The 14850-nt window shown below is 66.7% G+C and carries 15 protein-coding genes; 7 read left to right on the forward strand and 8 right to left on the reverse strand.

What is annotated here, in order from left to right:
- Positions 1 to 34 precede the first annotated feature (34 nt).
- Complete coding sequence (gene ald, locus DZC52_RS02665) at positions 35 to 1096, reverse strand: alanine dehydrogenase (protein WP_116649571.1); 1062 nt, start codon at positions 1094 to 1096, stop codon at positions 35 to 37.
- A 127-nt stretch (positions 1097 to 1223) separates the two neighbouring features.
- Here ald and trxB point away from each other — a divergent pair, with 127 nt between their 5' ends.
- Genes trxB through aat form a run of 3 tightly spaced genes read left to right on the forward strand, consistent with a single transcriptional unit; the run spans position 1224 to position 4034 of the window.
- Positions 1224 to 2180 (forward strand): thioredoxin-disulfide reductase, encoded by a 957-nt coding sequence (gene trxB / locus DZC52_RS02670; protein WP_116649572.1) that lies wholly within the window; start codon positions 1224 to 1226, stop codon positions 2178 to 2180.
- Positions 2161 to 3309 (forward strand): GNAT family N-acetyltransferase, encoded by a 1149-nt coding sequence (locus tag DZC52_RS02675; protein WP_116649573.1) that lies wholly within the window; start codon positions 2161 to 2163, stop codon positions 3307 to 3309. The genes trxB and DZC52_RS02675 overlap by 20 nt, the downstream gene beginning before the upstream one ends.
- Positions 3309 to 4034 (forward strand): leucyl/phenylalanyl-tRNA--protein transferase, encoded by a 726-nt coding sequence (gene aat / locus DZC52_RS02680; protein ID WP_116649574.1) that lies wholly within the window; start codon positions 3309 to 3311, stop codon positions 4032 to 4034. The genes DZC52_RS02675 and aat overlap by 1 nt, the downstream gene beginning before the upstream one ends.
- Here the strand turns inward: aat and DZC52_RS02685 are convergent.
- The 7 genes from DZC52_RS02685 to DZC52_RS02715 all read right to left on the reverse strand — a co-directional run bounded on the left by DZC52_RS02685 (position 4021) and on the right by DZC52_RS02715 (position 9771).
- Positions 4021 to 4893 carry a DUF2520 domain-containing protein gene (locus DZC52_RS02685; RefSeq protein ID WP_116649575.1) on the reverse strand — a complete coding sequence of 291 codons (873 nt, stop codon included), beginning with the start codon at positions 4891 to 4893 and terminating at the stop codon, positions 4021 to 4023. The two genes, aat and DZC52_RS02685, sit on opposite strands and share 14 nt — an antisense overlap.
- Positions 4890 to 5459, reverse strand: a complete 570-nt coding sequence (locus tag DZC52_RS02690) for an SRPBCC family protein (protein ID WP_116649576.1) — start codon at positions 5457 to 5459, stop codon at positions 4890 to 4892. The genes DZC52_RS02685 and DZC52_RS02690 overlap by 4 nt, the downstream gene beginning before the upstream one ends.
- 19 nt (positions 5460 to 5478) lie before the next feature.
- A complete protein-coding gene (locus DZC52_RS02695) occupies positions 5479 to 6168 on the reverse strand; it encodes a rhomboid family intramembrane serine protease (protein ID WP_116649577.1) in 690 nt (229 codons plus the stop codon).
- On the reverse strand, positions 6168 to 6932 hold the full coding sequence (locus tag DZC52_RS02700; RefSeq protein ID WP_116649578.1) for a lysophospholipid acyltransferase family protein: 765 nt from the start codon (positions 6930 to 6932) through the stop codon (positions 6168 to 6170). Before DZC52_RS02700 ends, DZC52_RS02695 begins: the two co-directional genes overlap by 1 nt.
- A gap of 77 nt (positions 6933 to 7009) precedes the next feature.
- Positions 7010 to 7489 (reverse strand): Hsp20 family protein, encoded by a 480-nt coding sequence (locus DZC52_RS02705; protein WP_116649579.1) that lies wholly within the window; start codon positions 7487 to 7489, stop codon positions 7010 to 7012.
- A gap of 432 nt (positions 7490 to 7921) precedes the next feature.
- Complete coding sequence (gene greB / locus DZC52_RS02710; RefSeq protein WP_116649712.1) at positions 7922 to 8392, reverse strand: transcription elongation factor GreB; 471 nt, start codon at positions 8390 to 8392, stop codon at positions 7922 to 7924.
- Between the two features lie 2 nt (positions 8393 to 8394).
- The gene (locus tag DZC52_RS02715; protein WP_116649580.1) at positions 8395 to 9771 is read right to left on the reverse strand and encodes a class II fumarate hydratase; all 1377 of its coding nucleotides are present in this window, start codon (positions 9769 to 9771) and stop codon (positions 8395 to 8397) included.
- A gap of 102 nt (positions 9772 to 9873) precedes the next feature.
- Here DZC52_RS02715 and DZC52_RS02720 point away from each other — a divergent pair, with 102 nt between their 5' ends.
- From DZC52_RS02720 to purB, 4 genes are all read left to right on the forward strand, one after another.
- Positions 9874 to 10773 carry an acyltransferase gene (locus tag DZC52_RS02720; RefSeq protein WP_116649581.1) on the forward strand — a complete coding sequence of 300 codons (900 nt, stop codon included), beginning with the start codon at positions 9874 to 9876 and terminating at the stop codon, positions 10771 to 10773.
- A 140-nt stretch (positions 10774 to 10913) separates the two neighbouring features.
- The gene (locus tag DZC52_RS02725) at positions 10914 to 12041 is read left to right on the forward strand and encodes an NAD(P)/FAD-dependent oxidoreductase (RefSeq protein WP_116649582.1); all 1128 of its coding nucleotides are present in this window, start codon (positions 10914 to 10916) and stop codon (positions 12039 to 12041) included.
- Between the two features lie 88 nt (positions 12042 to 12129).
- The gene (locus tag DZC52_RS02730; protein ID WP_116649583.1) at positions 12130 to 13302 is read left to right on the forward strand and encodes an E22 family MetX-like putative esterase; all 1173 of its coding nucleotides are present in this window, start codon (positions 12130 to 12132) and stop codon (positions 13300 to 13302) included.
- 85 nt (positions 13303 to 13387) lie between these two features.
- Positions 13388 to 14767: an adenylosuccinate lyase gene (gene purB, locus DZC52_RS02735; protein ID WP_116649584.1), complete on the forward strand. Its 1380-nt coding sequence runs from the start codon at positions 13388 to 13390 to the stop codon at positions 14765 to 14767.
- The last annotated feature ends 83 nt before the right edge of the window (positions 14768 to 14850 follow it).

The following is a 14850-nucleotide window of genomic DNA, read 5'->3' on the forward strand; positions in this document are numbered from 1 at the left end:
TACCCTGCTTCAAGTTCGATTCGCAATTGACTGATTATGCTTGCTTCAGGGCCGGATGCACAAGCTCGCCGCCGCGCACGTTCACGCCGCGCGAAAGCGCCTCGACGCCCGCCCATTCCGGCCGGGCCATGTGCTGCACGTAAGGCAGGATGGCGGCCGACAGCGCCTGGCTGGAGGTACGCGGCACCGCGCCGGGCATGTTGGTCACGGCGAAATGGGTCACGCCGTCGACCTGGTAGGTCGGGTCGGCATAGGTCGTCGGACGCGTGGTTTCCACGCAGCCGCCCTGGTCCACCGAGATATCGACCACGACCGCCCCCTCGTTCATCGAAGAGATCATCTCGCGCGAAATGACGTGCGGGGCACGCGCGCCGGTGACCAGCACCGCGCCGATGACCAGGTCGGCCTTGGAAACGAAATCGGCGACGGTCTCGCCGTAGGGATACAGAGCCGTCACGTTGGGACCGATGTCCATCATCTCGGCCAGGCGATCCTGGCGCTTGTCGAACACCGTGACCCGCGCGCCGGAGGATGCCGCCAGGCGAGCGGAATTGCCACCGGCCGCACCGGCGCCGAGCACCACCACGTGGCCGCGATCGGCGGCGGGCAGGCCGCCCAGCAGCACACCGCGGCCGCCCTCGGGCTGGTGCAGCAGGTGCGTGCCGACCTGCACGCCGATACGCCCGGCGATATTGCTCATGGGCGCCAGTAGCGGCAGGGAGCCGTCGGCCTCTTCGACGGTCTCGAACGCCACGCCGGTCAGGCCGATGTCGAGCAGGCGTTCGGTCAGCTTCGGCTCTGCGGCCAGGTGCAGGTAGCAGAACAGAAGATGGTCGGAACGGAGGTGCTGCAGGTCGCCCTCGATGGGCTCCTTGACCTTGACCACCAGTTCGGCCTTGCCGTAGAGCGCTTCGGCATCCGGCAGCACCTCGACGCCGACCTGTTTGAAGTCCTCGTCGGAGAAACCGCTCTTGCTGCCCGCCCCGGCCTCGATGAAGACCTCGTGCCCTGCCTGGACCAGGTCACCGCAGGCCGCCGGCACCAGGGCCACACGGCCTTCCAGGGTCTTGATCTCGCGGGGAATTCCGATTCGCATCTTTCAGGCTCCTTCAAAACTGCCAAAATAAAAGGACCGATCAACGACCGGCCCGACTTGGATTGGGAGGCGGCCGACCACAAGTCATTGCCTTTGAATCGCCCGGCCCGAAACGGAGAAATTATACATGTCCGACCCCCGTCATTTCCGGCTGCTGATCCTCGGATCCGGCCCCGCAGGCTACACCGCAGCGATCTACGCCGCCCGCGCCAACCTCGCCCCCGCCGTGATCACCGGCATCGAGCAGGGCGGCCAGCTGACCACCACCACCGACGTGGAAAACTGGCCGGGCAGCTATCCCGATCTTCAGGGTCCGGAACTGATGCAGCAGATGGGCGCCCACGCCGAGGCCTTCGACACCGAGATCGTCTTCGATCACATCCACACTGCCGACCTGTCGCAGAAACCCTACCGCCTCGAGGGCGACAGCGGCGTCTACACCTGCGACAGCCTGATCATCGCCACCGGCGCCTCGGCCCGCTACCTGGGCCTGCCCTCCGAGGAGGCCTTCAAGGGCCGCGGCGTCTCGGCCTGCGCGACCTGCGACGGCTTCTTCTATCGCGGCAAGCCGGTGGCGGTCATCGGCGGGGGCAACACGGCGGTCGAAGAGGCCCTCTACCTGGCCAACATCGCCAGCAAGGTCACCCTGGTGCACCGCCGAGACGAGCTGCGTGCCGAGAAGATCCTCCAGGAACGCCTGTTCCAGAAGGAAGCCGAGGGCAAGGTGGAAATCCGCTGGAACCACGTGCTCGACGAAGTCCTCGGCGACGACGACGGCGTCACGGGCATGCGCATCAAGCACGTGACCAGCGGCGAGACCGGCGATGTCGATCTCGACGGCGTATTCATCGCCATCGGCCACGATCCGAACACCAAGATCTTCGAGGGCCAGCTGGAGATGAGCGACGGCTACATCCATATCCGCACCGGCCAGAACGGCATGGCCACGGCCACCTCCGTGCCCGGGGTATTCGCCGCCGGCGACGTGGCCGACCATGTCTACCGCCAGGCCGTGACATCGGCCGGCTTCGGTTGCATGGCCGCACTGGACGCCGAACGCTACCTTGACGAACAGCAGGACTGAATCGCCGGATCTCCAAAGGCCGTTCTCGAGCATCGGCGAGGTGGCCTGGAACGGGTTGTGCGACTCGACCGGCCCGTTCGTGGACTGGCGTTTCCTGGCCAGCGCCGAGGAGGCCGGCTGCACCGGCGCGGACACGGGCTGGCGGCCCTGCCCCCTCACCGAGGCACGGGACGACGGTTCGCTGATCTGCGCCGCACCCGCCTGGTTCAAGGATCACTCCCATGGCGAATTCGTCTTCGACTTCGCCTGGGCGCAGGCCTCCGGCCGGGCCGGCATGCCCTGGTACCCCAAGCTGCTGGTCGCCGCGCCCTTCTCCCCCGTGACCGGGCCTCGCCTGCTCGGGTCGGCCGACCACCCGTCCGCCGCGCTGGACCTGGTCCGGCGCATGGAAACGCTCGTCGGCGAGCTGGGGCTGTGGTCGGCCGGGGTGAATTTCTGCGACGCCGACGACGCCGACATACTGCGCGAGGCCGGCTGGCTCGAGCGCTTCGACTGGCAATACCACTGGCGCAACGACGGCTACCGTGATTTCGACGAATTTCTCTCCCGGCTGCGGCGCAAGCCGCGCAAGAACATCCGCGCCGAGCGCCGGCGCGTGCATGAACAAGGCTGGCGCTTTCGCTGGAGACACGGCGCTTCCCTCGACGAATGCGAGCTGGACCTGGTCGATCGCTGCTACCAGACCACCTTCGCCGTCTACGGCAACCTGCCCTCGCTCAACCGTGACTTCTTCGAGAAAGCCGCGGCCCGATTCGGCCGGGAGTTCCTCGTGTGCATCGCTGAACGCGACGGCGAAGACCTCGCCTGCGCGGTATTCTGGCGCGACGCGAAACGCCTTTACGGGCGCTACTGGGGGAGCCTCGTGGAAACCCGGGACGTGCACTTCGAAACCTGCTACTACCAGGGCATCGACTACTGTATCCGCGAAGGAATCGAGTGGTTCGAGCCCGGCGCCCAGGGCGAGCACAAGATCCGGCGGGGCTTCCTGCCGCGCCCGACGCGCTCCTTTCATTACATCCGCCACCCGGGCCTGCGCGAAGGCGTGAGCCGCTGGCTGGCCGCCGAGGGCGAGTTCCTGGAAGAGCGCAGCAAGCGGCTCGCGGAACTCGATCCCTTCAGGACCGGATGATGCCAGAGCAGGTCCCGCGACTGGGCGAAGCGCCCGACAGCCCCTTCCCCGATCCGGCGCACAACCCGCGCGAGGACGGGCTGCTGGCCTGGGGCGGCGACCTCCACCCCGCGCGCCTGCTGCATGCCTATTCGCTCGGGATCTTTCCCTGGTACGAAGCACCGGGCCCCATCCTCTGGTGGTCACCCGAGCCGCGCGCGGTGATGCTGCCCGAGGCCATGCACCTGTCCCGGCGATTCCGGCGCACGCTCCGGCAAGGCCGCTTCGATGTGCGCGCCGATACGGTCTTCGACACCGTCGTGGCCGCCTGCGCCGCACCCCGGCATGACCAGGACGGCACCTGGATCACCGCGGCCATGCGGCGCGCCTACGGCAGGCTTCACGAGCTGGGCCATGCGCACAGCATCGAGATCTTCAACGAGGAAGGGGAACTGGTCGGGGGCCTCTACGGCGTGGCGCTGGGACGCATCTTCTTCGCCGAGTCCAAGTTCCACAGGCAGCGCGACGCCTCCAAGATCGCGCTCGCCGCGCTAATGCGGGCCCTCGCCGAATGGGACTTCCTGCTCTGCGACTGCCAGCTCTGGAACCCGCACCTCGAGCGGCTGGGGGTACGCATGCTCTCCGGCGAACTCTTTCGCGCCGCGATCGCCCGCGGCATCGCGGAGCCGGCCGCCGTCGACGACTGGCGCTCTGCCATCGAGCGCGTCGACTTCAGTCGCTGGTGAGAGGAAACAAGGCTTCGATCGCGCGGTCTTCGTCGCGCTCGCCCCGCTTGTCCCGGGCAAGTTCCAGGGTCGCGCGAGCCAGTTGGTGAAACAGCCGGGCGCGTTGCGGATCCAGCCCGGACGCCGCGGCGGCCAATCGTCTGCAGGCTCCCGCGTCCCCGCGCTCGATGGGCCCGGTCAGGGCATCGCGGGGCGGCCTCTCGCGCAGGGTTTCGAGCGCACCCTGTTGCAGGTCGCACAGGATTTCGGCAGCCTGCGCCCGGGGCAATCCGGCCCGATCGGCCAGCTCGCGGGCCAGGTCCTGGATCGTGACCAGGAAATTGCTCGCCGCCACCGTCGCGGCATGCCAGGCCGACTTGTCACCCGCTGAAAACGGCAGCCAGCGCCCGCCGGCGGCCTCGAATACGGGCCGGAGAAGATCCAGTGCGGCATCCTCGCCTTCGGCCACGCACCAGGTGCCCTCGAAACGCGCGGCGGCGGACTCCGGATCGGCAAAGGCCCGAACCGGGTGAACGGCGGCGCGAAGCGCGCCGATTGCTTCCAGCGCCGCGGCTTCGACCGAACCGGAGAGGTGGAAGACCAGGGCCGGAGCCCACGGGCAGACGCGCCCGATTCCGCCCCCACTGTCCGCCAGCACACCGTCGGGCAGTCCGAGCATCAACCAGCCGTCGGCAACCCGCTCGTCCAGTCGCTCGGCGGGCTCTCCGGCTCCCAGGAATTCAGCGGCGCGGCGCGCGCTCGAAAGGCTGCGATTGACGATCAGTCCGGGCCGGACGAGTCCGGTTTCGAGAAGCCGGCGGGCGACCGCCCGGGCCGCCCGACCGCAGCCGAGCACGTGCAGGGCCGGCCTTTCGTTCATCGGGCGGAGTCGAATCGCTCAGGCAATTCGGGGACCCGGCCCGGGCTGCGGGCGAGATACTCGTCGAGCCGCTCCAGCCCGTCGCGGTAGTCGCGGCCCACCAGACCGGGCAGCAGCAGGCCGACATAACGGCCGACGAGATCGAGCGCACCGAATTCCATGCGCATCCCCCAGCGGACTTCCCGACCGCCTTCACCTTCCACGATCTCGAACCAGCTGTCCGCCTCGGTTCCGCCGAGTTCCAGCGTCATGTCGATACGACGTGGCGCTTCCGCCGAGACGATCCACAGCCGACTCGCCTCGGACTCCGGCGTTTCGTGCCAGACCAGCGTGGCGCCGACGCCCTGAACGGGGCCCTCGAGGCGCCATTCCATGTCCTGCCGGCGTGCCAGCCAGGGAGCCCAGTGGGTGAAGTGTCGCAGGTCGGCCAGGACCTCGTAGACGACGTCCTGCCGATGTTCCACCACGCGGGAGCGCTCGACTTCCACGCTCGTCGGCAGCAGGAAGCCGATGACGATCAGGGCCACCACCAGCGCCAGCAGGATGCCGAACAGTTTTCTGATCATGATTGCTACCTCTCGCTCCTCACGGCCAGGGATCACCGGGCCGACGTTCGTGCCGATCTTCCAGTTCCTCGCCGAACTCTTCGTCCCACTCCCAATCGTAGCGCTTGACCGGCGGGCGGTCGTCGTCGCGAAACACGAAGGCCAGGATCACGCCGATCATCATGCCGCTGGCGTGCAGTTCCCAGCTGCTCGAGGCATTGACGGGCAACGCGCCCCAGAGCATCGATCCGTACAGGAACCAGATCATCAGGGACACGCCCACCGAACGCAGATCGCGCTTGAGTATTCCCGAAACGAAAACGAAAGCCAGGATGGCGTATACCAGACCGCTGGCCCCGATGTGCAGACTGGAACGCCCGATCACCCAGGCCAGGGCCGCGCTGCCCAAATACATCACCGGCAGCGCCTTGAGTGCGGAATTCGGGTAAAGGAACAACATCGCCACCCCGCCGATGAACAGCGGCACGGTGTTGGATGCGATATGCGCCAGGTGCGCATGCAGCAAGGGCGTGGTGGCCAGGCCCAGCAGCCCCACGCCCTCGCGTGGGCGCAAGCCGAATCGGGCAAGATCCAGCCCGGCGATCCAGTCGAATAGAAAGACCGACCACATCACCGCGATGAAGCCCGCGGTCAGGCGGACGGCGAGCCAGAAATTGCGCTGCGCCCGCTTCGATCCAGCATAGTCGGGATCGGGTCGCCGAAGATGCATCAGGCTGCGCTGCCCTGCGGCAAGGCACCGGCGACGATCGAGTGGCAGCGGCGGCGGAGCTCGCCCGAACTCTTATGGGACAATCCGGCGGTTTCCATCGGCGCATGCACGATCATGCGCACGCGTCCTGGCCGGATCCGCAGGCTCCTGGCGGGCAGGATCTCACGCGTGTCGACCACGGTCACGGGCAGGATCGGCAACTGCTGGTCAATGGCCACCCGGAAAGCGCCTTTCTTGAAGGGCAGCAGTTCTCCCGTACGGCTGCGCGTCCCCTCGGCGAAAAACATCAGCCCGGTACCGGCCTTGAGGCGACCGACCGCGCGATTGATCGCCTTGCGCGCCTGGTCGGGGTCGGCGCGGTCGATGAAGATGTGCCCGATGGCACGGCACCCGGCCGCCACGAAGGGAATCCGGCTCAACTCGGCCTTGGCCACCCAGCGCAGGTCGAGGCCGATCCACCCGTAGATGACCGGGATATCGAACTGGCTCTGGTGATTGGCGACGACCACGTAGCTCTGCTCCGCATCGATATGCTCGAGACCTTCGACCTCCACGCGCACGGGCACCAGCCAGGTCAGCACGCGACCCCAGGGCACGGCGACCCAGAGATTGGCCAGGCGCGGCGAGACCAGCAGCGCCAGCGGCACAGCCAGCAAGGCGCCGACCAGGGTCGCCAACACGATCAGGGGCACGTAGACGAGCCACTGGTAGAGCGGATAGAGATTCAGCCAGGCGGGCCGGCTCGACGATCGGGAGGTGGTCATACCCGATTATGCTACACAAAAAAGGGGCGTCCGAAGACGCCCCCTGTCCGTGTCGCTCACGGCTTTCGAGAGCCGGCTCAGGCCGCTTCCGCGGCCTTGCCCTTTCCGCTCTCGAGCACGCGGCTCTCGCCGCTGCCGATCTCGATCTTGCGCGGCTTCATCCGCTCGGGCAGTTCACGCTGCAGTTCGATGTGAAGCAGCCCGTTCTCCAGGTCCGCGCCGGCCACCTTCACGTGGTCGGCGAGCTGGAAGCGGCGCTCGAAAGAACGATTGGCGATGCCGCGGTAGAGGAACTGGCGCTCGCCGTTATCCTCCTCTGCCGCTTCCTGCTTGCTGCCGGAGACGGTCAGCGTGTTCTGCTCGGAGACGATGTCGAGCTCGTCCTGGCTGAAGCCCGCCACCGCCATGGTGATGCGGTAGCGATCCTCGCCCAGGGACTCGATGTTGTAGGGCGGATAACCGTTGCTGTCGACGCGCTGGGCGTTGGACAGCATGTCGGCCAGGCGATCGAAGCCGATGGCCGTGCGGTACAGGGGTGAAAGATCGAAGGTGTTCATAACCGTATCCTCCTTTGAGAAGCAATCGGTGTTGTCGGTTGATGCCCGCCTGTCTCAGGCCGGGCTCTGCGAGATCCCTTGCGGCGATCTCGGTTTCAGAAATAGGCGTCGCCGCCCAGTTTTTCAAGGTTGGGTGTTGCTAGGTTTCAGGTTTCAGGTTTCAGGTTTCAGGAAGAAGGGGTTCGGGGTTCGGGGTTCCGGAAAACAACTGGGTTCGGATGTCTGTGGCGCGAAGAATCAGACCTCCATATGGAAGCCGGGGCCCAATCCATCCCGGTCATCCGGTGGCACGAACCTTCCGCGGCGCAGCCGCCCCGCAATCCTTCGACGCTACCCCAGAAATCCGGAACCCCGAACCCGGAACCCGGAACCCCTTCTTCCGGAACCCGGAACCCGTCTTTTCCTGAACCCTGCAACCTGAACCCTGAAACCTCAATACTCGACTTCCACGACCTCGAGCACACGTTCCCCGGTCGGCGTGCGCACGGAGACTTCTTCGCCTACCGCCTTGCCCAGCAAGGCGCGCGCGACCGGTGAATCGACGGAGATCCAGCCCTTTTCCGCATCGGTCTCGTCGGCGCCGACGATGCGGTAGCGCACCTCGCTGCCGTCCATCTCGGCCAGGGTGACCGTGGCGGCGAAGAAGACCTTGCCGGGATTGTCGCGGCGCGACGGAACGGGACGAACCTCGTCGAGACGCTTGCGGAGGTAGCGCACGCGCCGGTCGATCTCCCTGAGCTGCTTCTTGCGGTAGATGTACTCGGCGTTCTCCGAGCGGTCGCCTTCGGCCGCGGCTGCCGAAAGCGCCCGGGTGACTTCCGGGCGCTTCTTCTCCCACAGGTGCTTGAGTTCGTCCTGCAGCTGCCGGTGACCGGCCTGCGTGATGTGCGGACTCCGGGGCAGGACTAAAGCCCCCCGCGCGTGAGCTTGACCGGATCGAGCAGTTCCTCGAGCTCCTCGCGGGTGAGGTCGGTCATCTCGGCGGCGACATCGAGGATCGGGCGGCCTTCGGCGTAGGCCTTCTTGGCGGCCGCCGCGCCCTTCTCGTAGCCGATGACCGGGTTGAGCGCGGTCACCAGGATGGGATTGCGCGCCAGTGCCTCGCCCAGCCGATCCTCGCGCACCTTGAAGCTGGCGATGGCGCGGTCGGCGAGCAAGCGCGCGGCGTTGCCCAGGATGGTCAGGCTGTCGAGCAGGCTGGCGGCAACCACCGGCAGCATCACGTTGAGCTGGAAGTTGCCCGATTGCCCGGCCACAGTGATCGTGCCGTCGTTCCCGATCACGCGCGCGGCGACCATGCACACGGCCTCGGGAATGACCGGGTTGACCTTGCCCGGCATGATCGAGCTGCCCGGCTGCAGGGCCTCGAGCTCGATCTCGCCGAGGCCGGCCAGGGGACCGGAATTCATCCAGCGCAGGTCGTTGGCGATCTTCATCAGAGCCACTGCCAGGGACTTGAGCTGGCCGGACAGTTCAACCGCAGCATCCTGGCTGGCGATGCCCTCGAACTTGTTGTCGGCCGAGGCAAACTCGAAACCGGTCGACTTGGCCAGGCGGGCGGCGAAACGGCGGCCGAAGGCCTCGTGCGCGTTGATGCCCGTGCCCACGGCGGTACCGCCCTGCGGCAGGTAACGCATGCGCGAGAGCGCGTCGCGAATGCGCTGCTCGGCGCTGGCGATCTGCGCCGCCCAGGTCGCCAACTCCTGTCCCAGCGTCACGGGCATGGCGTCCATCAGGTGCGTCCGGCCCGTCTTGGCCACCTCGGCCAGCGCTTCGGAGCGCTTGCGAAGCGTATCCTGCAGGTGATGCAGGGCCGGCAGGACGTGTTCGGCCGCCGTCAGGCAGGCGCTGACCTGGATGGCGGTGGGGATCACGTCGTTGGAGCTCTGGCCCATGTTGACGTGATCGTTGGGGTGGATGCCCAGCTCGCCGTCGGGATCGGCCAGGTGCGCGATCACCTCATTGGCGTTCATGTTCGAGCTCGTGCCCGAACCGGTCTGGTAGACGTCGACCGGAAAATGCTCGTCGACTTCGTTGGCCGCGACCCGGCCGGCGGCCCGAACGATGGCACGGGCACGGTCGGCGTCGAGCAGCTCCAGCTCCTCGTTGGCCTCGGCGCAGGCGGCCTTGATCAGGCCCAGGGCCCGGATGAATGGCGCGGGCATGCGCTGTCCGCTGACGGGAAAGTTGTTCACGGCGCGCTGGGTCTGCGCACCCCACAGGGCGTCGGCGGGCACCTGCAGCTCACCCATGCTGTCCTTCTCGATACGGAAATCGCTCATGTCTTCGTGTCCAGTGTGAGGCGGTGTGGAAACCGGCGATTATAACGCCGCACCCTGCTCTTTCTCTCCCGATCGGACGCTGCCGCGTGAGATAATGCCGCCATGATCGACAAGCTGATTGCCTCCCTGCGCATCTTCGCGGCCGGCCTGCTGCTGGCCGCCAATTCCGTCGCTCACATCCTGCCCCTGCTCGTGGTCGCCCTGGTCAAGCTGGTGCTGCGGGTTCCGGCCGTGACCGGCGGCTGCGATCGCGCGCTTGCGGCCATCGCGGCAAGCTGGATCGACTTCAACTCCTGGCTTTTCGACCACCTGACCTCGACGCGCATCGAGGTCGAAGGCCTGCCCGAAGCGGACATGAACGGCCAGATGCTGGTGGTCTGCAATCACCAGAGCTGGGTCGATATTCCCGTCCTGCAGAAACTGTTCAACCGGCGCCTGCCCCTGCTGCGCTTCTTTCTCAAGAGCCAGCTGATCTGGGTGCCGCTGCTGGGTCTGGCCTGGTGGGCGCTGGATTTCCCGTTCATGAAGCGCTACACGCGGGCACAGATCGAGCGCAAGCCACAGCTGGCCGGACGCGACATCACCGCCACGCGCCGTGCCTGCCGGAAGTTCAAGCACATCCCCGTGGCCATCGTCAATTTCGTGGAGGGCACCCGCTTCACGCCGGCCAAGCACGCGGCGCAGCGCTCGCCCTACCGTCACCTGCTCAAGCCCCGCGCCGGCGGCGTCGCCTTCACGCTCGACGCCATGGGCGACGCGCTCGACACCCTCGTCGACGTCTCCATCGCCTACCCCGACCGGCGCCCCAGCCTGGCCGACCTGTTCGCCAATCGCGTGCGCGAGATTCGTGTCCGGATCAGGCGCCTGCCGATTCCCGAACGGCTGCGCGGCGGCGACTACCAGAAGGACCCGGAATACCGCCGCGGCATCCAGGAGTGGGTCAACCAGCTGTGGAAGGAAAAGGACGCGACCCTCGAGACGCTCAGCGCCGACGCGGCCTGAGCGACGCTTGCGCCCCGGGGCCCGGGCGGCAAGAATGGCGCCAGGCTCTCACTCCGGGAACGCCCGATGCCCATGCTCGGTCGCGCCAATTGATTAGAGTTTGTTAATATAAAATCCGAATCAAACCCCGAGGCGCCAAAATGTCCCGCGTGACCCTTATCGGATCCGGGTTCGCCGCCCTGACCGCCGTTCGCGAACTTCGCCGGGCCGACCCCGACCTGGGCATCGACCTGGTCTCTCCCCGCGCCGAGCTGGTCTACTACCCGGGCACCATCTGGATTCCCACCGGCAAGCGCCGGCCCGAGGACCTGGTCGTGCCGCTCGATCGCTTCTTCGAGCGCATGCGCGTCGATCACCACGCCACGCGGGCGATCGGCCTGTCGGACGACGGACGAACGCTGCGGACCGAAACGGGGGACATCGCCAACGACGGCCTGGTCATCGCCTGCGGCGGCCAGTTCCTGCGCAGGCTGCCCGGTATCGAGCACAGCATCCTGCCCTGCGGCGGCCCCCAGGAGATCGCCCGCCTGCGCGATCGCCTGCAAACCCTGGAATCGGGGTCGATCGCCTTCGGCTTTGCCGGCAACCCGAAAGAACCTTCGGCCATGCGCGGCGGACCGGTGTTCGAATTCCTGTTCGGCATCGACACCTGGCTTCGCAAGCAGGGACGGCGGGACCGATTCACCCTGCACTTCTTCAGCCCGGCCGAAAAGCCCGGCCAGCGCCTCGGCGGCAAGGCGGTCGACCGCCTCCTCGAAGAGATGAAAAAGCGCGGCATCCGCACGCACCTGGGCCGCAAGCCGAAGCGCTTCAGCGCCGACGGCGTCGAAACGGAAACCGAGTCCTTCGCGGCCGACCTGATCCTGTTCATGCCCGGCATGACCGGCAACGACTGGTTCGACGACACCACGCTGCCCCGCTCGGACGGCGGCATGATCCGCGCCGATGAACACTGCCGGGTCGGGGGCTTCGAACGCGTCTACGTCGCCGGCGACGCCGGTTCCTTCCCCGGACCCGGCTGGATGCCCAAGCAGGCGCACATGGCCGACCTGCAGGCCGAGGCCGCGGCGAAGAACCTGCTCGCCGAGCTGTCCGGAAGACCGGCCGATGCCACCTTCAAGAGCGAGCTGATGTGCATCGTCGATCTCTACGACCGGGGCATCCTGGTGACGCGGAACGAGCGGGGCAACCGCGTCCTCCCGCCCCTGCGGGCCATGCACTGGGCCAAGCGCCTGTTCGAGTGGAAATACCTGCGGCAGTATCGTTGAGAAACCGGCGAACCTGAACCAAAGGTCAATGGGCGGCCGGGCGCGAGCATGGCAGGCTGCAACTCGAACCCGACCATCGTCCACACCCATGCTGAGAACCCTCCTGATCGCGACCCTGGCCCTGCTCGCCGGCACCCCGGTGTCGGCCGACGAAGGCATCGTCCAGAAGAGAGAGTTCGTGACCGAGGACTTCACCACCTTCGGCGGCGAGACCATTCCCGAGCTGCGCGTCGGCTGGGAAGCCTACGGTGACCTGAATGCCGAGCGCGACAACGTCGTCCTGGTCACGCACTTCTTCTCGGGCACTTCGCACGCTGCGGGGCGCTATCACCCGGACGACCCCGAGGCGGGCTACTGGGACGCCATCATCGGGCCGGGCAAGGCCATCGACACCGACCGCTTCTACGTGATCAGCGTCGATACCCTGGTCAACGCCAATGTCCACGACGAGCACGTCATCACGACCGGCCCGGCGACCGTCAATCCGGCCACCGGCGAGCCATGGGGCCTGGACTTTCCGGTGGTGACCATCCGCGATTTCGTCGAAGTTCAGAAGCGCCTGCTCGATTCGCTCGGGATCGAGCGGCTGCACGCCGTGATCGGCGCCTCGATGGGCTCCTTCCAGGCGCTCGAGTGGGCCGTGGCCCATCCCGATCGCGTCGAACGCATGGTCTCCGTCATCGGCGCCGGCCGGATGGGCGCCTGGGAGATCGCACTACTCGAACACTGGGCGAGTCCGATCCGCCTGGATGCCAACTGGCGCGGCGGCGACTACTACGGCCACGACCGTCCGATAGAGGGCCTGACCGCGAGCCTGATGCTGATTACCCAGAACGCCCTGCATCCGGATTTCTTCGAAATGCAGTTTCCCGGCCACAGCAACCTGCCCGCCGAAGCACTGGCAAACCTCGACGGCGACTTCGCCGTCACCGACTGGCTGCGAGAACGTGCCCGGCAGCGCGCGACGGTTTCCGACGCCAATCATATTCTCTACCTGACGCGCGCCAGCCAGTTGTTCATTGCCGGCCATGGCCCGGACCTGGCGGACGCCATGAGTCGCGTGCGCGCCAGGACCCTCTTCCTGCCGGCCTCCGGCGACCTGCTGCTGCGCCCGGGGCTGGCGCAGGAGACCCACGACCTCCTGGTCCGCGCCGGCAAGGACTCCACGCTGGATTACCTGGCCGGCCCGATGGGACATCTCAACGGCGTGACTTCGATCGACCAGGCGGAAGATAGGCTGCGTGCATTCCTCGAGGAATGACCGGTCGACGGGACCGTCCGGGGAGTCAATCCGGTGGCCCGCTGCGGTATCATTACGGATTGCCCGAATCGACGCGCAAGACTCAATGGATACCCACGCCCTGACCGCCCTTTCGCCCCTGGACGGACGCTATGCCCAGAAGCTCGCGGGCCTGCGCTGGCTCGCCTCCGAAGCGGGGCTGATCCGACACCGCGTCCGTGTGGAGGTGGCCTGGTTCAAGGCACTGGCGGACGAAGCGGCCTTCACCGCCCTGCCGGAACTCTCCCGCGAGGACGGGCAATTCCTCGACCGGCTGGTCGAAGAGTTCGGCGAGGTCGACGCGGCCGCCGTCAAGGCGATCGAAAAGACCACCAATCATGACGTCAAGGCGGTCGAATACTGGCTCAAGGAACGCCTGACCGAGCGTGAATCGCTCAAGCCCTACACCGAGTTCGTTCACTTCGCCTGCACCTCCGAAGACATCAACAACCTCGCCTGGGCGCTGATCATCAAGCACTCGGTGATCGAGGAACTCGACCCGCTGCTGGCGCAGATCGACAAGCGCCTGGCGGCGATGGCGAAGGACACCGCGCAGATGCCGATGCTCTCGCGCACGCACGGCCAGACCGCCTCGCCGACGACGCTGGGCAAGGAGATGGCCAACGTGGTCTTCCGCCTGCGCCGCCAGCGCCGCGCCCTCGACCAGGTCGAGGTCACCGGCAAGATCAACGGCGCAGTCGGCAACTTCAACGCCCACATGGCCGCCTGCCCCGACGTCGACTGGCCGGCCCTGGCCCGCGATTTCGTCGAGGACCTCGGCCTGGTGTGGAATCCCTACACCACGCAGATCGAACCGCACGACATGATCGCCGAGGCCGCGCATGCGCTGATGCGCATCAACACCGTGCTGCTGGACTTCGCCCGCGACGCCTGGGGCTATGTTTCCTGGGGCTACTTCCGCCAGAAGCTGGTCGAAGGCGAAGTCGGCTCCTCGACCATGCCGCACAAGGTCAACCCGATCGATTTCGAGAACGGCGAAGGCAATCTCGGCCTGGCCAACGCCCTGCTCGATCACCTCGCCGGCAAGCTGCCGGTCTCGCGCTTCCAGCGCGACCTGACCGACTCGACCGTGCAGCGTTCCCTGGGCTCGGCCTTCGGCTACTGTTCCCTGGCCTGGCAGTCGATTCTCAAGGGTCTCGACCGCATCGCGCCCAACGAGCAGCGCCTGGCCGAGGACCTCGAGCGCGCCTGGGAAGTGCTGGCCGAGGCGGTGCAGACGGTCATGCGCCTGCACGGGGTGCCGGAACCCTATGAAAAGCTCAAGGCCCTGACCCGCGGCCGCGGCATCGACCGGGAAAGCATCCGGCAATTCATCGCCGAGCTCGACATCTCGGAGGCCGACCGCGACCGCCTACTCGAACTCACGCCTTCGACCTACATTGGAAACGCGATTCAGATGGCACGCGACATCGATCGCTACGTGTGACCGGGCCGATGGCGTCAGTCAATCGCCGGAAACCGGAGCAATATCGGCACATTCAGCCCAATCAAATGCCGGCCCCCGTTATA

Source organism: Wenzhouxiangella sediminis (assembly GCF_003410055.1).
GTDB classification, from domain to species: domain Bacteria; phylum Pseudomonadota; class Gammaproteobacteria; order Xanthomonadales; family Wenzhouxiangellaceae; genus Wenzhouxiangella; species Wenzhouxiangella sediminis.